We start from the raw sequence: 25294 nt of genomic DNA, 5'->3' as shown, positions 1-25294 counted from the left end.
CGCCGCGGCGGCGGACGAGGCCGGCCGCCTCGTCGCGGAGCGCACCGACGCCACCGGGGCGACCCTGCGCGCCGCTGTCGAGCACCTGACGCGCCAGGCCGAGGACGTGTCGGCGGCGCTGGCGCTCGCCGCCGAGAGCGCGGCGGGCGACCTCGACACCCGCCTCGCCGAGGTCGGTGCGGCCTTCGACGGCCACAGCCGCGCGCTGACCGACATGATCGACCTGCACGCCGACGAGGCGCAGACCCGCCTGACCGCGGCCGGCCGCGACATCGTCGTGGCGGTGGCGAGCCAGGGCGCGCGCGTCAACGAGGCGCTGGAGACGACCGGTACCGCGCTGGCGAGCGCCGCCGAGACCGGCGGCCGCGCCGTCGACGAGGTGCTGACGAACCGCCTCGCGGCGCTCCAGGACGCGATCGCCCGCGGCGACATCCTGGCCGACCGCATCTCCCGCGACACCCACGACCTCACGCAGAGCGTCGCCGGGCGGCTGGAGGAGATGGACCGCCTCATCACGGTCCAGGGCCGCGCCGTCGCCGAGACCATCGCGGAGCGTACCCGCGAGGCCCGGGAGGCCGTCGAGGCCCAACTCGGCGCGCTCGAGGACCGCTCGGCCAAGCGCACCGCCGAGATCGGCGCGACCTTCAGCACCATGGTGGCGCATGTCGACCAGCATATCGGCGCCCGCGCGACGGCGCTGAACGAGGCCCTGATCGTGCGGGCCGGCGAGATGGCGCGGGTGATGGCCGAGGGCGGCCGCGAGGTCGCCCAGGCGCTTGACGGCCGCGCCGACGAACTGGCGCGCGCCATCACGGCCCGCAGCCAGGCGATGAGCGACGCCCTGACCGCCCGCGTCGACGAGATCGGCGACGAGCTCGGCCGCCGCACCGAGGAGCTGACCCGCTCGCTCGATGCCGGCGCCGCCCGCTTCGACGACCGCGTCATCGCCCGCCTCGAGGGCCTGGCCCAGACCCTCGACGAGCGCGGCCGGATCGTCGACGAGACCTTCGGCGTGAAGGCCGAGGAGGCCCTGCGGTTGATCGAGGCCCGCACCCGCGGCCTCGATCAGGAACTCGGCGCCCGCACCCGCGAGCTCGTCACCTTCGTGGAAAGCCACAGCGGCGAGGCGAGCCGCGACCTCGCGACCCAGGCCGACGCGATCCGCGCCGCCTTCGACGGCCGCACCGAGACCCTGGCGGCCCTCGTCGACGAGCGCATCGCCGCGATGTCCCAGGAGATCGACGAGCGCGGCCGGGCGATGTTCGGCACGCTGGCCAACCGCATGACCGAGCTGGCGCGGCTGTTCGACCGCGGCGGCCTCGCCCTCTCCGACCTCATCGGCAAGCGCGGCGAGACCGTGCTGGCCGCCCTGCAGGGCACCGTGGAGGAGGCCGACCGGGTGCTCGCGGAGGGCTCCGGCCGCCTCGAGACGGCGCTCGGCGACCGCTCGACCGCGCTGGCGACACTCCTCGACGAGCGCGAGGCCGTGGTCGATCGCCTGTTCGGCGAGCGGCTGCGGGCGCTCGGCCACCTCATCGACGAGCAGGCCGCGACGATGCGCAGCCTGCTGGACGGCGGCTCCGAGGCGCTGCAGGCCGGGCTCGACGACCGGATCCGCGCCTTGCACGACGCGCTCGAGGAGCGGGCCGTCGCCGTGCGCGGCCTGCTCGACGACCGGGTCGGCACCCTGCGCGGCGTGCTCGCTGAGGGGGGCGACAGCCTGGCCTCGACCCTCGAGGAGCGGGTCGGCCGGGCGGTCGGCACCCTCGATTCCCGCACCCATGCCCTCTCCAGCCTGTTCGACGACCGCCTCGCCGCCCTCGACCACCTGGTCGAGAGCCGCGGCGCGGCCTTCGCCGAGGCGGTGGAGGCCCGGGCCCAGGCGCTGGCCGGGCTCATCGACGCCCGCACCCACGCCTTCGCGGCGGCGGCCGAGGCCGGCGGCACCCACCTCTCGGGGCGGGTCGACGCGGCACTCGCCGACCTCGACGCGCTGATCGAGATGCGCGCCCAGGCCGTCGAGACCAGCCTGGAGCGCCGCGGCGAGACCCTGGCCGGCACGATCGCCGCCCGGGGCGAGGAGGTCGCCGGCCTCCTCGACTCCCGCGTCGAGACTCTGGAGGACGCCGTGTCCCGCGGCACCCGGGCCGTCGCCGGCCTGCTGGCCGAGCGCGAGGCCAGCCTCGGCGACGCCCTCGACGGGCACCGCGACGCCTTCGCCCGGACGCTCGGCGAGCGCGTCGAAGCCCTGGCGGCCCTGCTCTCCGAGCGCGAGGCGGCGATCGCCGGCACGATCGAGCAGGGCGGCGGCAACCTCGTGCGCCTGATCGACGGGCGCCAGCGGGCGCTCGCCGAGTTGACCGGTGCCGGCGACGTGCTGGCCCGGCGGGTCCAGGAGCGCATCGACGTGCTCGCCTCCACGATCCGCAGCGGCGGCGACGCGCTGGCCGGCCTGCTGGATTCCCGCAACGCCGACCTCGCCGAGACCTTCGATGGCCGCGGCGCGGCGCTCACCGCCCTGCTCGACGACCGGGTGGCGGAGCTGTCCTCCGCCCTCGAGCGCAGCCGCGCCGCCCTCGACGCGGTGCTCGGCGGGCAGGTCGAGGCCCTCTCCCGCCAGCTCGAGGCCGGCGGCGAGGCGGTGTCCGACCGCCTGCAGAACGGGCTCGCGCTCCTCGGCGGTACCGTCGACGAGCGGGCGCACGCCTTCGGCGCCCTGGTCGACGCCAAGGCGGCGGAGCTCGCCGCCCTGATGCAGGCCCGCACCGAGGCCCTGTCGGGCAGCGTCGACGAGCGCTCGGCCGCCTTCACGGCCCGCATCGACGGCCGGATGCGCGCCTTCGCGGCCCTGGTGGCGTCCCGCGGCGAGGCGCTCGCCGACGCCTTCGACGACCGCAGCGACGCCTACGCGGCCCTGGTCGACGCCCGCACGGCGGCCCTCACCGCCGCCCTCGACGAGCGGGTCGCGAACCTGCACGGCGTCATGGACGAGCGCTCCGCGGCCCTCGCGGCGGCCGTGCAGGAGCGCGCCGCGGCCCTCGCGGCGGCGATGGACGAGCGCAGCGCCCAGCTCGGCTCGGGCTTCGACCGCCGCGCCGCGGCCTTCGCGACGCTGATCGACCAGCGCGGCACCACCCTCACCCGGGCGCTCGCCGAGACCGCCAAGGAGCTGTCCGAAGCGATCGACGGCCGCGGCGGCGAGCTCAACCGCGACCTCGCCGAGCGGGTCGAGGCCCTGCGCCAGATCGTCGACGAGCGCGGCGGCGCGCTCGGCCAGCGCCTCGAGGCGACCACCGCCTCGCTGCACCGGACCATCGACCAGCGCGGCAACGCCCTGGTGGCGGCGCTGGCGGCGAGCGGCGAGACGGTCGACGGGCTCGACCGCCAGGTGGCGCAGCTGCGCGGCCTGGTCGAGGGCCCCGGCAGCGAGCTGGTCTCGGTCCTGGCCGAGCGCAGCGAGGCGCTGGAGCGGGCGGTGACCGAGGGGATGGGCGGTGCGGCCGTGCTCCTCGCCGAGCGGGCCGAGGCCCTGGCGGCCCTCTCCCGCGAGGCGGCCGAGACCCTGCGCCGGTCGGCCGACGAGGGCGCGGCCCGGGCGGTCGAGGCCCTCAACCGGGTCAACCAGCGGCTGGGCGGCGAGCTCGGCGGTCTGGTCGGCCGCATCGAGGCGGCCAGCGGCGCGCTGCAGGAGCTGATCGGCCGTTCGGACGAGAGCTTCTCGGCGATCGAGGGCGGGCTGTCGGGCCGGGTGCAGGAGATCCAGGCGGCGCTCTCCGAGATCGCGGCCGAGACGGCCAAGGCCTCGGACCGGGTCGCCGAGCAGGTCGGCGCGCTCCAGGGCGCGGCGACCGGGGCCCTGCGCCAGGCCGCGGGCCTCGCCGCGACGCTGGACGCCCGCGGCAAGGCCCTGACCGAGACCGCCCGCCAGCATATCGGCGACCTCACCGCCGCCACCGGCGCCCTGGAAGGCGCCGAGGGCCGGGTGAGCGCCGCGCTCGGCGAGCGCCGGGCCGAGATCGACACCCTGCTGGGCAGCATCGACGCCCGCTCGGCAGCCCTCGCGGCCGCCACCGAGGGCGTCGGCGCCCGGGTCGAGGCGACCCTGAAGACGATCGAGGCCCGCACCCAGGCGCTCGGCCGCGAGATCGAGACCGGCGCCCGCCAGGCCGGCAGCGCGGTGACGGAGGCGTTCGAGCGCCTGCGCGCCGGCACCGGCCAGGAGGGCGAGCGGGCGGCCGAGACGGTCCGCCAGGCCGTGGCGGGCGCCTCGGGCGAGATGCGGACCGCCTTCGGCGATGCCGCCGAGCGCTTCCAGGGCACGGTCGAGTCGATGCGCGCCATGGCGGGCGAGATCCGCCAGACCCTGGAGGAGATCCGCGGCGACCTGCAGCGCGGCGTGACCTCCATCCCCCAGGAGGCCCAGGACGCCACCGGCGAGATGCGCCGGGTGGTGGCCGAGCAGATCAAGGCGCTGAACGAGCTCTCGGCCCTGGTCCAGCGCTCGCCGCGTTCGGTCGACGTGACGCAGCCCCGCGTCGCCGAGGCCGGCCGCTCCGCCTCGGCCGCCGCCCCGGCGGTGTCGGCACCGAAGCCCGCGGCTCCGGTCGCAGCGGCCCCGCGGCCGCAGCCGACCGTCGCCAAGGCGCCGGTGCAGGCCGCGACGCCCGCGGCCGAAGCTTCGGCCCAAGCTCCGGCGCAGGCTCCCAAGCCGGCGGCTCCGCCGGCCAAGGCCCAGGCGCCCGCCGTCAAGCCGCCGGTCGCGACGGCCCGGTCGTCGGCCGACGCCGGCAAGGCCCCGGCGGGGCAGAACCGTCCGGCCGCGCCGCAGGCTGCGGCCCGCACCGGCGGCGACGCTCAAGGCCGCAACGGCTCCGGCGGCTGGCTCTCCGACCTCCTCTCGCGCGCCTCCCTGGACGACGACGAGGACGTGCCGCCGCTCGCCAGGAGCGGGGACAAGGCCGGCGAGAAGGGCAAGGGATCGGCGATCGGATCGGCCGCGACGGCCAAGGCCGGTGGGTCCGCCGACGACGCGGGCGCCGCGGCGATCGACTCGATCTCGAGCAACATCGCCCGGATGATCGAGCACCCGGCCGCGGTCGACCTGTGGGAGCGCTACCGGCGCGGCGAGACCAACCTGTTCACCCGCCGCCTCTACACGGCGGAGGGCCAGCGGACCTTCGACGAGATCCATCGCCGCTATCGCGCCGAGCCGGATTTCCGCCGGACCGTCGACCACTACGTGCGGGAGTTCGAACGCCTGCTCGGCGAGGTCTCCCGCACCGACCAGGACCCGCGCCGGGCCAACGCCTACCTCACCTCGGAGAGCGGCAAGGTCTACACGATGCTCGCCCATGCCAGCGGACGGTTCGAGGGCGCCTGACGCGCCCCCTCCCGTTCCGATGCGAACAGACCCCTCCGGCCCTTACCCGGGTCGGAGGGGTCTTTTTCGTCGGGATTCGGTCCTTGGGATTCGCGCTAGCCGGCGATGTGGCCTCGGGGAAAATCGATCGTGGCGTTCGCCGACACTGCGGCCGCCGATGGCTCCGTGCCCGCCCGCGAGACGGCCGGACACCGCCGCGGGTGCGGTCGGCGCCGGTGGGGCTTCGACGGCGCGGGCCTCGCGTCGCGCCGACGATCCGTCGGGAGGCGCGACGCTGGCCGTGCTTCGGATCGAATCTCGCGGTGAAGGCCCTGCCCGATCGGACCGGCGGGGCCGGGATCGATGACGTGCGTCCACGGCCGTCGGCGTTTCGTCAGAGCAGCCCGAGCGAGGCCAGTTCCCGCCGCATCGATTCCGGCATCGCCGCGAGGTCGCCGGCGGCGCTCCGGGAAATGTCGCGCGGGGCGTCGGCGGGGGCGAGGTAGCGCCAGCCCTGGAACGGGCGGCACGGCCGGGGCTCGACCGGTGTCACCGCCGGGTCGAGGACGAGGCGGCAGCGGCCGACGCCCTCGGCGTCGGTGAACGGGCGGATCGCCAGCACCGGCTGGCGGCAGGCGATGAGACCGCGGATCACCCAGTAGAGCGAGCCGGTGCCGACGATCTCGTCGCCGCGCTTGGGCACCATGCGGGTGATGTGGGCCTGCTCGGGCGGGCGGCCCTGGCGCAGGGCCTCGGCCCGGCGCGCGGCGATCCACTCCTCGAGATCGGCGATGGACTCGCAGCCGACGCAGAGCTTGAGGAGATGCAGGGACATCGCGGCCTGGGATGGGGAGCGGGGGCGCGGGCTCCCTGCGCGGCGATCGTGGCGCCGCGAGGGCAGCGCACCCGCCGCGAGAGGCGGGCTCTCGCCGAGAGGCTGACGGCCGCGTGTCGAGAGGGTGCGGCGCCGTCGCTCAGGTGAAGCGGGCGAGCTTCTCGTTGACCGCGAGGTCGTCGATCTCGGCAAAGGCGTCCGCGAGGTCGACCGTCTCGTCGACAGGGGCCGCCTCCTCGCGCACCGGCACGAAGGCGATGTCGTCGTCGGCGAGCGCGGGCTCGACGAGGCGCAGCCGCGGCGCGGGCTCGGCCTCCTCCGCGTCGGCCTCCCGTCCCCTGCCCCGCCCGGTCGCGACGATCTCGTCGACGTCGTCCTGGTCGAGGGCGGTCTCGGGCATCTCGGCGCGCTGCCCGGCCTGGGCCGGCGGATCGTCCTCGCTGGCCCAGATCTCGATCATCGCGATCAGGCGCTGCTCGAGGTAGCGCAGGGTGTTGACGATGCGGCTGGTGCGCTGCGCCGTCAGGTCCTGGAACGAGCAGGCGGTGTAGATCTGCGTCGCGTTGTGGTCGAGGCGGTCGCAGACGGCGCTCTCGGCGCCGGTCTCGCGCAGGGTCCAGGCGACCTCCTGGACCTCCTCGGCGGCCTGCAGGATGTCGGAGGTGGCGCGCTCGGTGGTGCGCACGATGCCGTCGAGGGCCTCGGAGGCGGCGCCGAGCTGGCTCTGGTCGTGGTCGGGCGTATGGATCGCCGCGATCTCGGACTTGGTGCGGCTGATCGCCTTCGCCATCTCGATCAGGTCGAAGCGCAGGCGCTCCATCCCGGGCGGGCCGCGCTCGGCCGTGACGACGGTCTCGATCCGGCCGATCGCCTGGAGCAGCACGTCGGTATCGGCGTGGCGGTTGCGCCGCGCGAACTCGCCGAGGAACCAGCGCCCGCGCGCGGTCTCCAGCATCGCGCCCTCGATGACGTCGTACTCTTCCCGCGGCATGGGGAGCGAAGGAGTCCCGGCCATCTCACCTGCCCTGTCAATCGCCCGCCGGATCGGCCGGCATGGCGTCGCCCGATCAGGCGTGTCGTCGTTAAGGCTTGACATCCCGGCGTTAACGGCGGCTTACGCCAGGCCCGCCCCGGGGCGGCTGATTCGGTCCCGCCGCCCAAAGGTTTCCGTGACGGTCCCCCCGCCCTCCCCCCGCGACGGCCTGCGCCTCGCCCTGCTCTACGCGGCGGTCTTCGCCGGAATCGGCGTGGCGATGCCGTTCCTGCCGCTCTGGCTCGCCGGCCTCGGGCTCGGGCCCGAGCTGATCGGGGCCCTCGTCGCCCTGCCGATCCTGGTGCGGATCGTCGCGACCGCGCCGCTCGTCGGCTTGATCGACCGGGGCGTGCCGCCCCGCACCCTGATGGTGGCCGGCAGCCTCGGCCTCGCCGCGACCTGGGCCCTGATGCCGCTCGCGGCCTCCCTGTCCTGGCTTGCGCTCGCCGGGGTGATCGTCCTCAACGCCGTCGCCGGCGCGTCGCTCGTGCCCTGCCTCGACTACCAGAGCCTCGCCGCGGTGCGGCGCCGGCCGGGGCTCGACTATGCCCGGATCCGGCTCGGCGGCTCGCTCGGCTTCCTGGCCGCGACGCTCCTCGGCGGCTGGCTCCTCGGCCTCGTCGGCACGGGCGGCATCCCGGGCTTCCTCGCGGCCCTCGAGCTCGTCTCCGCCTGCGGCGCCGTGCTGCTGCTGCGCCGCGAGACCGCGTCCGCTCCGGCCCGCCGTGCCGCCGGCCGGGTGCGCCTGCCCGCCGCCCTGTGGCTCGCCATCGCGGCCGGCGCGGCGATCCAGGCGAGCCACGCCGCCGTCTACGCCTTCGGCTCGATCCACTGGGTCGGCCTCGGCCTGTCGCCGGCCGAGACCGGGATCGCCTGGGGCGTCGGCGTCGTCGCCGAGATCGGGTTCTTCGCGGTCGCCGGACGCGTCCCGTACTTGCGCGACGCGCCGTTCCGTCTGCTCGCCCTGGGGGCGCTCGCCGCGCTCCTGCGCTGGGGCGGGCTCCTCGCTGCCGCCGGCCTGCCGGCCCTGGTCCTTCCGCTCCAGGCCCTGCACGCCCTCACCTTCGGGGCGACGCAGCTCGGCGTCATGGCGGCCCTGTCGCGCCTCGCCCCCGAGGGCGGCCGCGGCGCCGCGCAAGGGGCCTACGCCGCCTGCGCCGCCCTCGCCTCGGCCTCCGCCACGCTCGCGAGCGGCGCGGCCTACCGGGCCGGCGGCGGGACGCTCGCTTTCGGGCTGATGCTGCCGGTGGCGGGCCTCGGCCTCGTCTTCACGCTCGCGGCAGCGCGGGCGGCGCGGCGGTGAGCCCGCCGGCTCCGATGGTTTGCGAATTGTTAGCAGGCCGGGGTATAGGACCGGCCCGAGGGGATCTGTGGCGAACGAGGGAGGCCGGCCCGTGCCGACCGAACCGATGACGCGGGGGGCCGAACCGGCCCACGCCGCGCTCGAGCGCGTCCGCGACGGCCTCGCCGCGCGCCTCACCGGCCGCTGGACCGCCGACCAGGCGCCCGCCGTCGAGGGCGCCGCCGCCGCGATGCTGGCCGGCGCCGCCGGCGCACCCCTGATCATCGATCTCTCCGGCCTGTCGCGCCTCGACACGCTCGGCGCCTGGGTGCTGGAGCGCACCCGCGCGGCCCTGCCCAACGGCACGGCCTATGCGGGGGCCTCGCCCGAGCACCTGATCCTGCTGCGCGAGGTCGCCTACCGGGAGGCCGCGCCGTCGGCGCGCGCCCGGCGCTTCCACCCCCTCGATCCGGTGGCGAACCTGGGCTCGGGCGTGCGCAGCCTCGGCCATCAGGGGCTCGCCGGCCTCGCCTTTCTGGGCGAGGTGGTGGCGGGCTGCCTGCGGGTGCTCGCCCGGCCGCGCAGCTTCCGCGGCCCGGCGCTCATCAACCAGGTCGAGCAGATCGCGCTCCGCGGCGCGCCGATCATCATGCTGATCGCCTTCCTGGTCGGCTGCATCGTCACCCAGCAGGGCATCATCCAGCTCCAGCGCTTCGGTGCCCAGAGCTACGTCGTCAACATGATCGGCATCCTGTCGCTGCGCGAGCTCGGGGTGCTGCTGACCTCGATCATGGTGGCGGGGCGCTCCGGCTCGGCCTTCACGGCCGAGATCGGCTCGATGCGGATGCGCGAGGAGGTCGATGCCCTGCGCGTCATGGGCCTCGACCCGATCGAGATCCTGATCGTCCCGCGGATCATCGCCCTGATGGTGGCGCTGCCGATGCTGGCCTTCCTGGCGGACCTCGCGGCGCTCGCAGGCGGCGCGCTGACCTCCTGGCTCTATGGCGGGCTCTCCCTCGAGGCCTTCGCGTTCCGGCTCCAGAACGCGATCGGGCTGCGCCACGTCCTGATCGGCCTGATCAAGGCGCCGTTCATGGCGCTGATCATCGGCATCATCGCCTCGGTGGAGGGATTCCTGGTCGAGGGTTCGGCCGAATCGCTCGGCCGCCACGTCACTGCCTCAGTCGTCAAGTCTATCTTCATGGTCATCGTCCTCGATGGACTCTTCGCGGTGTTCTTCGCGGCCATCGATTTCTGAGCGAGGCGAGCCTTTCCCTTGCACCATCCCTCCACAGCCCCGTCGGCCGCTCCCGGCCGCCTGCCCGGCGCGCACGATCCGCTGATCCGCGTGCGCGACCTCGTGGTCGCGTTCGGCGAGCGGACCGTGCTGAAGGGGCTCGACCTCGACATCCGTCGCGGCGAGATCCTCGGCTTCGTCGGGCCCTCCGGCCAGGGCAAGTCGGTTCTCACCCGCACCCTGCTGGGTCTCGTGCCGAAGCGCTCGGGCACGATCGAGGTCTTCGGCGAGGACGTCGACCGCCTGACCCTCGCCCAGCGCCGGGTGATCGAGCGGCGTTGGGGCGTGCTGTTCCAGCAGGGCGCGCTGTTCTCGGCGCTCACCGTCAAGCAGAACATCCAGGTGCCGATGCGCGAGCACCTGAGGCTCTCCGAGCGCCTGCTCGACGAGTTCGCCCGGCTCAAGATCGAGATGGTGGGCCTAAAGCCCGACGCCGCGGACAAGCTGCCCTCCGAGCTGTCGGGCGGCATGATCAAGCGCGCGGCGCTGGCCCGGGCGCTCGCCCTCGACCCCGAGGTGCTCTTCCTCGACGAGCCGACCTCCGGCCTCGACCCGATCGGGGCGGGCGAGTTCGACGAGCTGGTGGCGACGCTGCAACGCACGCTGGGGCTCACCGTGTTCATGGTGACCCACGACCTCGACAGCCTCTACACCGCCTGCGACCGCATCGCCGCGCTCGGCGACGGCCAGATCATCGCCGAGGGGCCGATCGACGCGATGCTCGCCTCCGACCATCCCTGGCTGCGCTCCTACTTCCACGGCAAGCGCGCCCGCTCGATCGTGGTGCCGGAGGCGCCGTCATCCCGCGGAATCGTGGAGGGCGTCGCCTGATGTGCGATGCCGCACCCGCCCGCCGCCCGGGCCCGCTTAAGCTTCTCACGTCAGGCTGCGCCGCGATGCCCGCTCGGGAGCATCCGGCTCGCGGGCTCCTCGCCCCGTCCCTGCCGGCCCCCGCCTTTACCCCGCACGCGCATGGAAACCGTTAAGGCATGGAAACCCGCGCCAACAACGTCCTGATCGGCGCCTTCACGCTGGCGGTGATCGCGCTCGGCTTCGCCTTCGCGTTCTGGCTGCGCGGGTCCTCGTCGAACCAGGCCCGGATGCCGGTGCGCATAGTGTTCTCGGGCGGCGTCGGGGGCCTGGCCAAGGGGGCGGTCGTCACCTTCAACGGCATCCGGGTCGGCGAGGCGACCGACGTGCGGCTCTTGCCGCAGGACCCGCGCCGGGTGACGGCGATCGTCGAGGTCAACCGGGGCACGCCCCTGCGCGTCGACACCCGCGCGCGCCTCGACATGACCATGCTGACCGGCGTGGCGTCGATCGCCCTCGTCGGGGGCAGCGCCGACGCGCCGCAGCTGGCGCCGACCAAGGACGACCCGGTCCCGACGATCTATGCCGACGCCTCCGACATCCAGGACCTGATGGCGGCCGCCCGCACCATCGCGCAGCGCGCCGACGACATGCTCCAGCGCCTCGACCGGGTGGTCGCCGGCAACGAGGGCGCGATCAACCGGACGCTCGCCAACGTCGAGCGGTTCTCGAAGACGCTGGGCGACAGCGCGCCGGCCCTCGACGCCCTGACCAAGGCGGTGGACGGGCGCAAGCTCGCCAGCCTCATCGACAACGTCGACCGGTTCTCGACCGCGCTCGCCGCCGCCTCGCCGGACGTGCAGGCCGGGGTGCACGATGCCCGCACGCTCGCCGGCAAGCTCAACGCCTCCGCCGATCGGCTCGACGCCGTGCTGAAGGGCGCCGAGGGCTTCCTCGGCTCGGCCTCGGGGGATGCCGGCAAGAGCACCTTTGCCGAGGTCCGCGACGCCGCGGTCTCGATCCGCGATGCCGGCCGCGCCTTCCGCACCATGTCGGAGAACCTCGACAAGCGCACCGCCACCCTGACCCAGAGCGTCACCCGCCTCAGCGGCGCCGGGCGGCGCGAGGTGCAATCGCTCTCGACCGACGGCCAGCGCACCCTCAACACCCTCAACAACGCCGTGCGCAACATCGAGCGCGACCCGTCCCAGGTGATCTTCGGCGGCAAGCCGACGTTGCCGGAATACAACGGTCGCTGACCATGTTGCCATGCAGCATCGCGGGCATTGCACCCGCGCGCGGGCCCGCGCGTTGTCCGGGCATGTTCGGTCACGCTTCCGGGCCGGTTCCGGCCCACCCCGTCCTCGGTCCCCTCGCCGCCATGACGATCACGGCCTCCCCGGTCTCCCGCCGCGCCCGCCGGTCCGGCCCGGTCCTCGCCGCCCTCCTGGCGCTCGCCGTCGGGGCCTGCGGCAGCGGTGCGGTGCCGACGACCTTCGACCTCACCGCCCTCCCGGGCGCGGCCCGCGGCGGCGCGGCGCGACGCTCCATCGTGGTGGCGGAGCCGGTCGGGCTCCAGCCCTTCGAGGCCGACCGCATCATCGTGCGCGAGGCCGGCGGCTCGCTGTCGTTCCTCGGCGGCGGCCAGTGGGCCGATCGCCTGCCTCGCCTGATGCAGGCCCGCCTGGTCCAGAGCCTGGAGAATACCGGCCGCCTGCGCTCGGTGAGCCGGCCCGGCGACAAGGTCGTGGCCGACACGATCCTGGTGACCGAGATCCGCGCCTTCGACATCGCGGCAGGCTCGCGCGAGGCGGTGGTCGACATCTCGGCCAAGCTCGTCGCCGACGCCACCGGCAAGGTGGTGGCCGCCCGGATCTTCCAGGCCCGCGTGCCCGTCGCCGAGGTCAATGCCGGCGTCGCGGCGAACGGGCTCGACCGGGCGCTCTCGACCGTGCTCGCCGACATCGTGCGGTGGGTTGGCACGGCGGCCTGACGACGCCGTCCGGCGCTCGGGGCGATGAAGGCGGTGCCGCCCGCCTCGGGCGGGAGGCGAGGCCGGCGATATTCGACCGGAAATTCATCCGCGGGCGGAAGTCGGTGGCGGCGAGCACGGGCGGCTCGGAAGTTCGCCCGCGCCGTCCAGGTCTTCCCGCCGATCCGGTGGCGTTCCGCGAATATCCGCCGGCAGAATCGACCGACGGTTCGCGCGGTCACTCCATCACGGCCGCCTTCATGATGACCACCATCACGGCGCGCCCGGTCGTCTCGCTGACGCAGCGCACGGTGTGGGGACGGTCACAGCGGTAGCGCAGGGTCTCGCCGGCCCTCGCGCGCTGCACCGCGCCGGCCACGTCGACCTCGAACTCGCCCTCGAGGACCGAGAGGGATTCCACCGAACCCCGCTGGTGCGCATCCGAATCGAGCACGCCGCCCGGATCGGCCGAGAGGTCGTACCATTGCAGCCACTCGACGGTCTTGATCCAGCCGACGATCGCGAGCCGCATCCGGCCGTCGTCGGAGACGAGGATCGGCGTATCGGCCCGGGAGGACTTCTCGATGAAGGGCTCCTCGTCGCCGGTGGCGAGCACCCGCTCGATAGAGACGTCGAGGGCCTGGCTCAGGCGCCAGATCGTCGCCAGCGTCGGGTTGGTCTCGTTGCGCTCGATCTGGCTGATGATCGACTTCGCGACGCCGGACTGCTCGGCGAGTTCCGACAGCGACAGGTTGTAGGCCTTGCGCAGCCGCTGGATGGTTTTTCCGAGCTGACCCGACAGCACCTGCGCCCCGGTCAACAGGTCCTTGGTGCGCTCCCGCCCCCGCTCGACGCCCATCGCCTGCCCCCGAACCCCGCTGGATCACCGCCGGGCGTTCCGCATACCGAACGCCCGTACGCTCCATCAAACGCAATCGCCGGGAGCACGCAAGGGTCCATCGGGCCGCGCAGGGTGTTTCTTACGGGACGGGCGTCAGTTCCACCACGCATGGAAGTGGTGGACCGGGCCATTGCCGTGGCCGATCCGCAGCTGGCTGGACGCCGCGAGCGCCGCGCTCAAATACGCCTTGGCGGCGCGGGCGGCCTCCGGCAGCGGCAGGCCGCGGGCGAGCCCGGCGGCGAGCGCCGCCGACAGGGTGCAGCCGGTGCCGTGGGTGTTGCGGGTCTCGATCCTGGGTCCGGCGAGCCGCAGCACCGCCTCGCCCGGTCCGACCAGGAGATCGACGCTCTCGGCGCCGGTGCCGTGGCCGCCCTTCATCAGCACGGCGCGCGGCCCGAGCGCCAGGAGGCGCCGCCCCTGGTCCAGCATCGCGGCCTCCGTCTCCGCGATCCCCTCCCCCAGGAGCACGGCGGCCTCGGGCAGGTTCGGGGTCAGCACCGCGGCGTGGGGCACGAGCTTGGCCCGCAACGCCGAGACGGCGTCATCGGCGAGGAGCCGGTCGCCGCTCGTGGCCACCATCACGGGGTCGAGCACCAGGGGCAGGCCGGCGGCGTGGCGGGCGAGCCCCTCGGCCACCGCCGCGATCGTCGGGCTGCGCGACAGCATGCCGATCTTCAGCGCCTTCACGTCGAGGTCGGTGAAGACGCTCTCGATCTGGCGCGCCACGAATTCCGGCTCGACGTCGTGGATCGCCTGGACGCCGCGGGTGTTCTGGGCGGTGAGCGCGGTGATCACGCTGGCGCCGTAGACGCCGAGAGCCGAGAAGGTCTTGAGGTCGGCCTGGATGCCGGCGCCGCCGCCGGAATCCGAGCCCGCGATCGTGACGGCGATCATGCTTTCTCTCCAATCGTGCCGAAGATCGACCAAAGTCCGATCATGCCGCCCCCCGGGCCGCCAGAGCGCCGTCGACGACCGCCCGCAGGTCGCGGGCCCGCGCCTCGACGTCCTGCCCGGTGCCGAACAGGGCCGAGATCAGCGCGATCCCGTCGGCGCCCGCCCCGATCGTCGCGGCGGCGTTGCTGCGGTCGATGCCCGCGATCGCCCCGACCGGAAGGGTGGCGCCGCGGGCGAGCCGTGCCCGGAAGACGATGCGGTTGAGCCCGTCGAGCCCGACCGGCGGGTCTGGATTGTCCTTGCTGGTGGTGGAGAAGACGCCGCCGATGCAGGCGTAGTCGACCGGCAGGCGATAGAGCTCGTCGGCCTGGGCCGCGTTCTTGACCGTGAGACCGACGATCGCGCCGCGCGGCAGGAGGCGCTTGGCGTCGGCCGGGTGCATGTCCTCCTGGCCGAGATGCACGCCCTCGGCGCCCGCGGCGAGCGCCAGGTCGACCCGGTCGTTGACGAGGAGCGGCACGCCGGTGCCCTCGAGCGCCGCGTGGATCCGGCGCAGCCGCTCCACCGTCTCGCGCGCGTTGGCGATGGTTTTTTCGCGGTATTGCAGCAGGGTGCAGCCCCCGGCCGCCGCCTCGGCCGCCATGCGGGCGAGGTGCCTGGCGTCGCCGCCGCAGACCCCGACATCGAGCAGGCCGTAGAGCCGCAGGTCCACCGGCACGGTGGCGGCCGGGACGGATGCCGGGCCGGCGCTCACGGGCGATTTTCCGCGCGGGGCGTGGGGCGGCGTGCGGACATGGCGGGCATTCCTATCGGGCGAGAGCCGTCGTGGCGTTTCTCCCGGAGTAAGGGCGGGCGAGCGCGGGCGTCAACGGGCACCCGGCCCGCCGGGTCCTCAGCCCGCCCGGGCCCCGCCAGCCGCGGCCTCGCGGGCCCGCTCGACCACCAGGCGCCGCTCGCGCCAGACCACGAACACGCCGGCCGCCGCCACGATGCCGCCGCCGAGCGCGATCGAGGCGGTGGGCAGCTGGCCGAACACGAACCAGCCGATCAGCACCGACCACAGCATCGTGGTGTACTCGAAGGGCGCGACCAGCGAAGCGTCGCCGTGCCGGTAGCTCTCGGTGAGCAGGATCTGGCCGATGCCGCCGAGCACGCCGACGACGACGAACAGCGCGAGGTCGGTCCAGCCCGGCATCTTCCAGCCGAGCACGACCGTCGAGAGGCCGAGCAGCGAGGTGAACAGGAAGAAGTACAGCACGATGGCGCCGGTGCGCTCGGTGCCGGTGAGCTTGCGCACCTGGATGGTGGCCGCCGCCGAGCAGGCCGCCGCCAGGATCGCGAACAGCGCGCCGGTGGTGCCGCCCCCGCCCGCGCCGCCGAATTCGAGATGCGGGGCGAGCGTGATCAGGACGCCGAGGAAGCCGACGCTGACGCCGGCCCAGCGATAGGCCTGGACCTTCTCACGCAGCACGATGGCCGCGAGCACCACGACGAGGAGCGGCGAGGCGTAGCCGATCGCCACCGCGTCGGAGAGCGGCAGGAAGGACAGGCCGGCAAAGCCCGCGAACATGCCGCAGGCGCCGATGATGCTGCGCAGCATGTGCCCCTTGAGGTTCTGCGTGCGCACCGCCTCGATCACGCCGCCCTGCCAGCGCAGCCACACCAGCAGCGGCGCGATGGCGATGAAGGAGCGGAAGAACACGATCTCGCCGGTCGGGAACCGGTCAGCCAAGGTCTTCACGCCGGCGGACATCAGCGTGAAGGCGAGCGCCGAGAGGACCTTGAGACCGATGCCGAGATAGGGCCGGGCGGCACCGCGCCCCGACGCGCCAGCTCCGGTGACCGACCGGCCGGGGACGACGAGGGGGGCTGCCATGGGCGGGGCGCTTTTTCTTGGCGGAGCGGGGAAGGCACGGTCGCGTCGATCGCGGCGTCCTGTCAGAACCACGAATCGGCACGGCCGAGGTAGAGGCCTCCCCGAGCGGCTGACCTGCGCGATCCGCATGGTCGCCTTTAAGTCTCCGCAAACGAATCTCGGCCTGCATCCCCGGCCGAGGTTCGACGCTCTGCCCGCGCGTCATCAAAGTGATACGCGAATGGGGTTTGGCTGGCGCGAGACGCCGCCAAGGAGATTGCACGTGGCCGAGGATGCCGACGCGCTTCGCGTGCGAACCCTGTTCCTCTCGGACCTCCATCTGGGCACCAAGGGCTGCCAGGCCGAGCTACTGCTCGACTTCATGCGGGAAGTGGACGCCGACGAAATCTACCTGGTCGGCGACATCGTCGATGGCTGGAAGCTGCGCTCCGGCTGGTACTGGCCGCAATCGCACAACGACGTCGTGCAGAAGCTGCTGCGGAAGGTGCGAAAAGGGTCTCGCCTCGTCTACGTGCCGGGCAACCACGACGAGTTCCTGCGCGACTTCCTCGACATGCATTTCGGCGGCATCGAGATCCAGGACCAGGTCCTGCACGAGGCGGCGGACGGCAAGCGCTACCTCGTCATCCACGGCGACCAGTTCGATCTCGTGGTGCGCCACGCCCGCTGGCTTGCCCTGCTGGGCGACGGCGCCTACACGGCGGCGCTCTTCGTCAACACCCACCTCAACTGGGTGCGCCGGCGCCTCGGCCTGACCTACTGGTCGCTGTCGGCCTGGGCCAAGCTGAAGGTGAAGAACGCCGTCAACTTCATCGGCCGGTTCGAGGAGTTCCTGATCGCCGAGGCCCGCCGGGCCGACGCGAACGGGGTGATCTGCGGCCACATCCACCACGCGGCGAGCCGCATGGTCGGCGACATGCACTACCTCAACACCGGCGATTGGGTGGAATCCTGCACGGCGGTGGTCGAGCACTACGACGGCACCATGGAGGTGATCCGCTTCGCCGACTGGAAGCGCGCCAGCGCCGAGGCGCCGGTGCCGCTGACCTCCCGCAGCCGCCCGCTCGCCCCGGTCGAGGAACTGGCGCCCGCCGCCCGCTCCATGCCGGAGCATCCGATCGTGAACACCCGGGCCGTCGCGTGAGGCTCCTCGTCGCGACCGATGCCTGGCATCCCCAGGTCAACGGCGTCGTCCGCTCCCTCGAGCACATGGTCGCGGCGGGTCGCCGGCGCGGCCACGACCCGGTGATGCTGACACCGCTCGACTTCGCCAGCGTGCCGCTGCCGGGCTATTCCGAGATCCGGCTGTCGCTGGTGACCGCCCGCGGCGTCGCGCGGCGGTTCCCGGCGCTGGCGCCCAGCCACGTCCACATCGCCACCGAGGGGCCGATCGGGCTCGCGACCCGCCGGGTCTGCCTGGCGCAGGGCCGGCCCTTCACCACGAGCTACCACACCCGCTTTCCCGAATACCTCGCCGCCCGCCTGCCGGTGCCGGAGCGCTGGAGCTACGCCTGGCTGCGCCGCTTCCACGGCGCGGCAAGCGGCACCATGGTGAGCACGCCCTCGCTCGAGCGCGATTTGTCGGGGCGCGGCTTCACCCGGCTGATGCGCTGGACCCGCGGCGTCGACACCGAGCTGTTCCGCCCCCGCGACGGCGAGGCGGCGCCAGACGCGCTCGTCGGCCTGCCCCGCCCGTTCTTCCTGTTCGTCGGTCGGCTCGCGGTGGAGAAGAACGTCGAGGCGTTCCTGCGCCTCGATCTGCCCGGCACCAAGCTCATCGTCGGCGACGGACCCGACCGGGCCCGGCTCTCCGCCGTCGATCCCACCGCCCGGTTCCTCGGCACGCTCACCGGCGAGGCCCTGGCCCGGGTCTACGCGGCCTGCGACGTCTTCGTCTTCCCGAGCCTGACCGACACCTTCGGCATCGTGCTGCTGGAAGCCCTGGCGAGCGGCCTGCCGGTCGCCGCCTATCCCGTCACCGGCCCCCTCGACGTGATCGGCGGCACGAGCGTCGGGGTCCTCGACCACGACCTTGGTGCAGCCGCCCGGGCGGCCTTGGCGATCCCCCGCGAGGCCTGCCGGACGGAGGCCCTGCGCTACACCTGGGAGGCGAGCGCCGACCAGTTCTACGGCAACATCGAGGCCGCCCACGCCGAGGGCGCGACGAAGCGGCGACGCCGGCGCATCGGATTGCCACTGCCGGGCGAGGCGCCCGCTTCCCTGCCGCGGGTCGGCGAGGGCTGACCAAGCCGTTTCCGAAGCGATCGGACCCGGCCGCCTCACGCGAACAGATCGACCACCTCGAAACCCCTCCCCGCCAGCCGCTCGCTCAGGACCCGCCGGTGGCAACGCTCCGGGTCGCGCTCGAAGCACAGCAGGCATGTCGGCCCGGCCTCGGCCAAGGCCGCCAGCTCGTCGAGGGCGGCCTGGCCGGTGCCGGTCTCCAGCACCTCCTCGCAGTAGATCCGGCGCATCAGCGCGGCGTCGTGGGCGCGGGCGGCCTCGCGGCCGGCCTTCGGCGTGCCGAGGCTGCGCAGGTGCCGGTAGCCGATCCCGGCCTCGGTGAGGCCGGCGGCGAGCGCGCTCTTCGAGAAGCCGCGCTTGCGCGAGGCCGCCACCGCCCGCACGTCGGCGAGCGTCGCCACCCCGGCATCGCGCAGGGCCGCGGCGAAACGCTCGGTATCGGCGCCTTCGTACCCGATGGTAAACAGAACCTTGTCCATGCGGCGTCTCGACAAATCCCAGTCCCTGCCGGGGCTTATGCCCGACGGTGAAGGCCGCGACGAGCCGCGGCCTAGGCCTATGTGGCGCTGGCGCCACGGGTTTCGAAATTCCGTCCCAATTCCGTCAAGCTTCCATTAACCGGCCCTACCGCATCGAATATCCATAGTGTTCAGCGTGAAGTCAGGCCGCGCCCCGATGCCGATGGAGTCGACGATCCCCTCCGCCCCGTGGTCCTCCGTCCTGTCGCGCGGCGTCCTGTGGGGCAGGCGCGCGCTCGCGGCGGCGAGCCTCGCGACGCTGGCGGCCTGCGCCGGCGGCGGAGCCGATTTCTACCCGACCAAGGGCGACGCGAAGCCCCATCCGGGCGTCGCCAAGGCGAAGCTTCACCCGATCCAGGGCATCGACGTCTCGAAGTGGCAGGGCCCGATCGACTGGACCTCGGTGAAGGGCGCCGGCACCCAGTTCGCCTACATCAAGGCGACCGAGGGCGGCGACCACGTCGACGACCGGTTCCGCGAGAACTGGGACGGGGCCGGCCGGGCCGGCGTGCCGCGGGGCGCCTACCACTTCGTGTTCTGGTGCCGCTCGGCCAAGGACCAGATGGACTGGTTCAAGCGCAACGTCCCCAACGACCCGACCGCCCTCCCCCCGGTCCTCGACGTCGAGTGGAACGGCCATTCGCAGCTCTGCCCCAAGAAGCTGCCCAAGGCCCAGGCGCTCGCCATGACCGAGTACATGCTGCGGGAGATGGAAGCCTATACCGGCAAGCGGCCGATCATCTACACCGACATCACCTTCCACAAGGACGTGCTGGAGGGCGAGCTGCCGGATTACCCGCACTGGGTGCGCTCCACCGCGGCCGAGCCGGAGCAGCGCTACGTCAACCGCGACTGGATGCTGTGGCAGTTCACCTCGACCGGCCGGGTGCCGGGCGTGCGCGGCGACGTCGACCGCAACGCCTTCTACGGCACCAAGGCCGAATGGGCCTCGTTCCTGGCCACCGACTGCGACCCGCGCAACCACCGCCGGCTCTCGGCCGCGGGGCTGTGCACCGACAAGTGACGCTGGACCGAGTATTGGCAACGAGGAAGCCCGGTCCGCGACGAGCGACCGGGCTTCTTCATTGGAGCCGATGAGTTCTCGCAAGCCCACTGAAGCCCTCGATGTCATCCCGGGGCTCGGCGCAGCCGGGAACCCGGGATCCATGACCGCCGAGGCTGGAGGACGAGGCGGATTGCGTCCCGCTTCATCTTGAACCGTCAGCGTTTGTGGATCCCGGGTTCCGCTGCGCGGCCCCGGGATGACGCGGAGGTGGGCAGGTCCGGGGTTTGTTCGACGAGCGAGACGATGTCGAACAAACCCTCGCCGCCTCACCCGTTGCGGAACGTGTAGCTGTAGCCGTTCAGCGCCGGTGCGCCGCCGAGATGGGCGTAGAGCACCTTCGAGCCCTTGGGGAAGAAGCCCTTCTGCACGAGGTCGATCATGCCCTGCATCGACTTGCCCTCGTAGACCGGGTCGGTGATCATCGCCTCGAGCCGGGCGGCGAGGCGGATCGCCTCGACGGTCTCCTTCGAGGGCACGCCGTAGACCGGATAGGCGTAGTCCTCCTTGATCACCACGTCGTCGGCGACGATCTCGCCGGCCCCGACCAGAGCCGCGGTGTTGCGGGCGATCTCCAGCACCTGCGCCCGGGTCTGGGCCGGCGTGCAGGAAGCGTCGATGCCGATGACGTTGCGGGCGCGGCCGTCCGCCGAGAAGCCGACCAGCATGCCGGCGTGGGTCGAGCCGGTGACGGTGCAGACCACGATGTAGTCGAAGTGGAGGCCCATCTCGGCCTCCTGCCGGCGCACCTCCTCGGCGAAGCCGACATAGCCGAGGCCGCCGAACTTGTGCACCGAGGCGCCGGCGGGAATCGCGTAGGGCTTGCCGCCCTTGGCCTTCACGTCCTCGATCGCCTGCTTCCAGCTGTCGCGGATGCCGATGTCGAAGCCGTCATCCACGAGCTGAGACTCGGCGCCCATGATCCGCGTCAGCATGATGTTGCCGACCCGGTCGTAGACCGCGTCCTCGTGCGGCACCCAGGCTTCCTGGATTACCCGGCACTTCATGCCGATCTTGGCCGCCACCGCCGCCACCATGCGGGTGTGGTTCGACTGCACGCCGCCGATCGACACCAGCGTGTCGGCGCCCGAGGCGATCGCGTCCGGCACGATGTATTCGAGCTTGCGCAGCTTGTTGCCGCCATAGGCGAGGCCCGAGTTGCAGTCGTCGCGCTTGGCGTAGATCTGCACGTCGCCGCCCAGATGCGCGGTCAAGCGCGGCAGGTGCTCGATCGGGGTCGGCCCGAAGGTCAGGGGGTAGCGCTCGAACTGCGACAGCATCGAAGGAATCATCGCCGGGGGTCCTGTGTGGAAGCCGCCTTCATCCTAGCCGCGATCGGGTGAAAGGTGCTCTCGAACTTGCCGGCCCTGCTGCAACGACGAGGGGTAAATTCCTCGCTTCGTGCTAGAGACGTTCACGCAGAAGCGACGAAACGGAAGGATCTTCCATGGCGGACGGCCTCGACCGCATCGACCTGAAAATTCTCCGGCTCCTGCAAGAGGATGGCCGCATCGGCAACGCCGAGCTCGCCAAGCGCGTGAACACCAGCCCGGCGACCTGCCACCGCCGCACCCAACGCCTGTTCGACGACGGCTACCTGCGCGGCGTTCGCGCCGTGGTGGCGCCCGAGAAGGTCGGGCGCGGCTCGCTGGTCCTCGTCGGCGTGGTGCTCGACAGGTCCACCCCGGAGAGCTTCTCGGCCTTCGAGGCGGCGGCGCTCGCCATGCCGACGGTGCTCGACTGCCACCTCGTCGCCGGCGACTTCGACTACTTCCTCAAGATCCGCGTCTCCGACATGGCCGACTTCAACCGGCTGCACAGCGAGACGCTGATCGCCCTGCCCGGCGTGCGCCAGACCCGGACCTTCTTCGTCATGAAGGAGGTGGTCGACAACGCGCCGCTCAGCCTGTGAGATCGCGGCGGTTGCCGCTGTACGCAGTTTGTTCTAATCGTAAACGAAGACTTGTCCGGCGCCCCGCCCCGGGAGCCCCATCTGGTTATCCGTCAGGGCGGCCCCATCTGGTCACCATCACGGTCGACAGGGTTCTCGTCCCCGCGGGCTCCCGGCCGGTCCCCGGTCCCATCAAGCCTGGCCGCGCCCCGTCGCTGGCGGCCCGGAGCCTTCCCGCATGGCCTCTCTCGACAAGCTCTTCGACCGTTCCGCGGAGACCCGCGTGATCTCGGTGAGGGGCGCCCGCGAGCACAACCTCAAGAACGTCGACCTGACGATCCCCCGCGACAGGCTGGTGGTGTTCACCGGCCTGTCCGGCTCGGGCAAGTCGTCGCTCGCCTTCGACACCATCTATGCCGAGGGGCAGCGCCGCTACGTCGAATCGCTCTCGGCCTATGCGCGCCAGTTCCTCGAGATGATGTCGAAGCCCGACGTCGACCAGATCGACGGGCTGTCGCCGGCGATCTCGATCGAGCAGAAGACCACCTCGAAGAACCCGCGCTCGACGGTCGGCACCGTCACGGAGATCTACGACTACATGCGCCTCCTGTGGGCGCGGGTCGGCATCCCGTACTCCCCGGCCACCGGCCTGCCGATCGAGAGCCAGACCGTCAGCCAGATGGTCGACCGGGTGCTGGCGCTGCCCGAGAAGACCCGGCTCTACCTGCTGGCCCCGGTGGTGCGCGGCCGCAAGGGCGAGTACCGCAAGGAGATCGCCGAGTTCCAGAAGAAGGGTTTTCAGCGCCTGCGCATCGACGGCGAGTACTACGCCATCGACGACGTGCCGAAGCTCGACAAGAAGCTCAAGCACGACATCGACGTGGTGGTCGACCGGATCGTGGTGCGGGCCGACATGGCCTCGCGGCTCGCCGATTCGTTCGAGACCGCGCTGGAGCTCGCCGACGGCATCGCGGTCGTGTCGTTCGCGGATGCGCCCGAGGACGGCGCGTCCCCCGAGCCGATCACCTTCTCGTCGCGCTTCGCCTGCCCGGTCTCCGGCTTCACGATTCCCGAGATTGAGCCCCGACTCTTTTCCTTCAACAACCCTTTCGGTGCCTGCCCGACCTGCGGCGGCATCGGCCACGAGATGCGGATCGACCCGACGCTGGTCATCGCCGACGAGGCCCTGAGCCTGTCGCGCGGCGCCGTCGCGCCCTGGGCGAAATCGACCTCGCCCTATTACGGCCAGACCCTGGAGGCCTTGGCGCGTCATTACCGCTTCCGCACCGACACGCCATGGTCGAAGCTCACCGCGGCTGCCCGCCAGGTCGTGCTCTACGGCTCGGACGGCGACGAGGTGCGCTTCGCCTACAACGACGGGCTTCGCGCCTACGAGGTCTCTAAGCCGTTCGAGGGCGTGATCCCGAACCTGGAGCGGCGCTACAAGGAGACCGACAGCGACGCGGCCCGCGAGGACATCGGCCGGTTCATGGCCGAGACGCCGTGCTCGGCCTGCGGCGGCAAGCGGCTGAAGCCCGAGGCCCTGGCGGTGAAGATCGCCGGCTCCGACATCGGCGACGCCACGGTGCTGTCGGTGCGGGACGCCCATCGCTGGTTCGGCGAATTGCCCGGGCACCTGAGCGCGAAGCACAACGAGATCGCGGCCCGCATCCTGAAGGAGATCCGCGACCGGCTGACCTTCCTGGTCGATGTCGGGCTCGAATACCTGACGCTCGCGCGCGGCTCCGGCTCGCTGTCGGGCGGCGAGAGCCAGCGCATCCGGCTCGCCTCGCAGATCGGCTCGGGGCTGACCGGCGTCCTCTACGTCCTCGACGAGCCCTCGATCGGCCTGCACCAGCGCGACAACGAGCGGCTGCTCGGCACGCTCAAGCGCCTGCGCGACCTCGGCAACTCGGTGATCGTCGTCGAGCACGACGAGGACGCGATCCTGCAGGCCGACTACGTCGTCGATGTCGGCCCCGGCGCCGGCATCCATGGCGGGCAGATCGTGGCGCAGGGCACGCCGGCCGAGCTGCTCGCCGACCCGAACTCGCTGACGGCGAAGTACCTCACCGGTGCCCTGTCGGTGCGGGTGCCGAAGATGCGCCGCAAGGCCAAGCGGAATCCGGCCGCCAAGGCCGGCGAGCCCGAGCCGCAGATGCTCCGCCTCGTCGGCGCGCGCGGCAACAACCTGAAGGACGTGACCGCGGCGATCCCGCTCGGCACCTTCACGTGCATCACCGGGGTGTCGGGCGGCGGCAAGTCGACGCTCGTCGTCGACACGCTCTACAAGGCGGTGGCGCGCAAGCTGAACGGCGCGATGGAGCACCCGGCGCCGCACGACCGGATCGAGGGGCTGGAGCATCTCGACAAGGTCATCGACATCGACCAGTCGCCGATCGGCCGCACCCCGCGGTCGAACCCCGCGACCTATATCGGCGCCTTCACGCCGATCCGCGACTGGTTCGCCGGCCTGCCCGAGGCCAAGGCCCGCGGCTACCAGCCCGGCCGGTTCTCGTTCAACGTCAAGGGCGGGCGCTGCGAGGCCTGCTCGGGCGACGGCGTCATCAAGATCGAGATGCACTTCCTGCCCGACGTCTACGTCACCTGCGACGTCTGCAAGGGCAAGCGCTACGACCGCGAGACCCTGGAGGTGAAGTACCGCGAGCGCTCGATCGCCGACGTGCTCGACATGACGGTGGAGGAGGCGGCCGAGCTGTTCAAGGCGGTGCCGGCGATCCGCGAGAAGCTCGAGACCCTGGCCCGGGTCGGCCTCGGCTACGTCCGGGTCGGCCAGCAGGCCACCACGCTGTCGGGCGGCGAGGCGCAGCGGGTGAAGCTCTCCAAGGAGCTGTCGAAGCGCGCCACCGGCCGCACCCTCTACATCCTCGACGAGCCGACCACCGGCCTGCACTTCCACGACGTGGCCAAGCTGATGGAGGTGCTCCACGAGCTGGTCGACCAGGGCAACAGCGTCGTCGTCATCGAGCACAACCTCGAGGTCATCAAGACCGCCGACTGGGTGATCGACATGGGCCCCGAGGGGGGCGACGGCGGCGGCACCATCGTGGCGGAAGGGACTCCCGAGGCCATCGCCGAATCGGCGGCGAGCCATACCGGCCGGTTCCTGCGCGAGGTCCTGGCCCGCCGCCCGGCGGCGTCGCCGCGCAAAGCCGTCGCCGACAAGGCCGCTCCCGGCAAGCGGGCCAACCGGAAGGCGCCCGGCAAGCAAGCCGCTGAGTAGCTTCAGGCGGCCCGTTCTCCGGCAAAACACCCATGAACCTGCGCCGCCAAGGCCGCGAAGCGGCTTGTGCGGCGC

The 25294-nt window shown here is 72.6% G+C and carries 19 protein-coding genes; 11 read left to right on the top strand and 8 right to left on the bottom strand.

All coding sequences use genetic code 11. The annotated features are described in order from the left end of the window. Positions 1-5380 (top strand): apolipoprotein A1/A4/E family protein (locus HPY23_RS21900; RefSeq protein ID WP_236017697.1); only part of this gene is annotated, 5380 nt, incomplete at its 5' end. 373 nt (positions 5381-5753) lie between these two features. Here HPY23_RS21900 and HPY23_RS21895 read toward each other — a convergent pair. After that, positions 5754-6194, bottom strand: coding sequence for a DUF1489 family protein (locus HPY23_RS21895; RefSeq protein ID WP_091888731.1), 441 nt, complete (start codon positions 6192-6194; stop codon positions 5754-5756). Positions 6195-6333: 139 nt separating this feature from the next. Further along, the gene (locus tag HPY23_RS21890; protein WP_236012462.1) at positions 6334-7185 is read right to left on the bottom strand and encodes a hypothetical protein; all 852 of its coding nucleotides are present in this window, start codon (positions 7183-7185) and stop codon (positions 6334-6336) included. 178 nt (positions 7186-7363) lie between these two features. Between HPY23_RS21890 and HPY23_RS21885 the strand changes: the two genes are divergently transcribed. The 5 genes from HPY23_RS21885 (at position 7364) to HPY23_RS21865 (ending at position 12609) form a co-directional block, all read left to right on the top strand. Then, entirely contained in the window at positions 7364-8530 is a 1167-nt protein-coding gene (locus HPY23_RS21885) for an MFS transporter (protein WP_244537635.1), read from the top strand. A gap of 106 nt (positions 8531-8636) precedes the next feature. Next, entirely contained in the window at positions 8637-9767 is a 1131-nt protein-coding gene (locus HPY23_RS21880) for an MlaE family ABC transporter permease (protein ID WP_091888747.1), read from the top strand. A 90-nt stretch (positions 9768-9857) separates the two neighbouring features. Then, positions 9858-10637: an ABC transporter ATP-binding protein gene (locus tag HPY23_RS21875; RefSeq protein ID WP_413231079.1), complete on the top strand. Its 780-nt coding sequence runs from the start codon at positions 9858-9860 to the stop codon at positions 10635-10637. A 158-nt stretch (positions 10638-10795) separates the two neighbouring features. Then, entirely contained in the window at positions 10796-11875 is a 1080-nt protein-coding gene (locus HPY23_RS21870; RefSeq protein WP_091888727.1) for an MlaD family protein, read from the top strand. A 122-nt stretch (positions 11876-11997) separates the two neighbouring features. Then, positions 11998-12609, top strand: a complete 612-nt coding sequence (locus HPY23_RS21865; RefSeq protein WP_060849285.1) for an ABC-type transport auxiliary lipoprotein family protein — start codon at positions 11998-12000, stop codon at positions 12607-12609. A gap of 217 nt (positions 12610-12826) precedes the next feature. Here HPY23_RS21865 and HPY23_RS21860 read toward each other — a convergent pair whose 3' ends face one another. The 4 genes from HPY23_RS21860 to HPY23_RS21845 all read right to left on the bottom strand — a co-directional run bounded on the left by HPY23_RS21860 (position 12827) and on the right by HPY23_RS21845 (position 16259). Continuing rightward, positions 12827-13447, bottom strand: coding sequence for a helix-turn-helix domain-containing protein (locus HPY23_RS21860; protein ID WP_091888725.1), 621 nt, complete (start codon positions 13445-13447; stop codon positions 12827-12829). A gap of 135 nt (positions 13448-13582) precedes the next feature. After that, positions 13583-14383 carry a bifunctional hydroxymethylpyrimidine kinase/phosphomethylpyrimidine kinase gene (gene thiD / locus HPY23_RS21855; protein WP_060846521.1) on the bottom strand — a complete coding sequence of 267 codons (801 nt, stop codon included), beginning with the start codon at positions 14381-14383 and terminating at the stop codon, positions 13583-13585. A gap of 40 nt (positions 14384-14423) precedes the next feature. Continuing rightward, positions 14424-15137 carry a thiamine phosphate synthase gene (gene thiE, locus HPY23_RS21850; protein ID WP_091888723.1) on the bottom strand — a complete coding sequence of 238 codons (714 nt, stop codon included), beginning with the start codon at positions 15135-15137 and terminating at the stop codon, positions 14424-14426. Between the two features lie 138 nt (positions 15138-15275). Then, complete coding sequence (locus tag HPY23_RS21845) at positions 15276-16259, bottom strand: DMT family transporter (RefSeq protein WP_091888721.1); 984 nt, start codon at positions 16257-16259, stop codon at positions 15276-15278. Positions 16260-16521: 262 nt separating this feature from the next. Here HPY23_RS21845 and HPY23_RS21840 point away from each other — a divergent pair, with 262 nt between their 5' ends. Both HPY23_RS21840 and HPY23_RS21835 read left to right on the top strand, forming a co-directional pair. After that, entirely contained in the window at positions 16522-17403 is an 882-nt protein-coding gene (locus tag HPY23_RS21840) for a UDP-2,3-diacylglucosamine diphosphatase (protein WP_060846524.1), read from the top strand. After that, on the top strand, positions 17400-18503 hold the full coding sequence (locus HPY23_RS21835; protein WP_091888719.1) for a glycosyltransferase family 4 protein: 1104 nt from the start codon (positions 17400-17402) through the stop codon (positions 18501-18503). Before HPY23_RS21840 ends, HPY23_RS21835 begins: the two co-directional genes overlap by 4 nt. Positions 18504-18538: 35 nt before the next feature. Here the strand turns inward: HPY23_RS21835 and HPY23_RS21830 are convergent, their stop codons facing one another. Further along, positions 18539-18982 (bottom strand): DUF488 domain-containing protein, encoded by a 444-nt coding sequence (locus tag HPY23_RS21830; protein WP_060846526.1) that lies wholly within the window; start codon positions 18980-18982, stop codon positions 18539-18541. A 202-nt stretch (positions 18983-19184) separates the two neighbouring features. On the opposite strand from HPY23_RS21830, the gene HPY23_RS21825 reads away from it, so the two are divergent. After that, positions 19185-20045: a glycoside hydrolase family 25 protein gene (locus tag HPY23_RS21825; protein WP_407942770.1), complete on the top strand. Its 861-nt coding sequence runs from the start codon at positions 19185-19187 to the stop codon at positions 20043-20045. A 308-nt stretch (positions 20046-20353) separates the two neighbouring features. Here the strand turns inward: HPY23_RS21825 and HPY23_RS21820 are convergent, their stop codons facing one another. Then, positions 20354-21364 (bottom strand): 1-aminocyclopropane-1-carboxylate deaminase, encoded by a 1011-nt coding sequence (locus HPY23_RS21820; protein WP_091888743.1) that lies wholly within the window; start codon positions 21362-21364, stop codon positions 20354-20356. A gap of 167 nt (positions 21365-21531) precedes the next feature. Here HPY23_RS21820 and HPY23_RS21815 point away from each other — a divergent pair, with 167 nt between their 5' ends. Both HPY23_RS21815 and uvrA read left to right on the top strand, forming a co-directional pair. Continuing rightward, positions 21532-21996, top strand: coding sequence for an Lrp/AsnC family transcriptional regulator (locus tag HPY23_RS21815; protein WP_091888717.1), 465 nt, complete (start codon positions 21532-21534; stop codon positions 21994-21996). Between the two features lie 217 nt (positions 21997-22213). Further along, positions 22214-25219, top strand: a complete 3006-nt coding sequence (gene uvrA, locus HPY23_RS21810) for an excinuclease ABC subunit UvrA (RefSeq protein ID WP_060846529.1) — start codon at positions 22214-22216, stop codon at positions 25217-25219. Positions 25220-25294 lie beyond the last annotated feature (75 nt).

Origin of the sequence: Methylobacterium ajmalii, assembly GCF_016613415.1 — a bacterium.
Taxonomy (GTDB): domain Bacteria; phylum Pseudomonadota; class Alphaproteobacteria; order Rhizobiales; family Beijerinckiaceae; genus Methylobacterium; species Methylobacterium ajmalii.
Note: the sequence above shows the minus strand (reverse complement) of the source record. Positions and strands in the feature narration are given on the sequence as shown.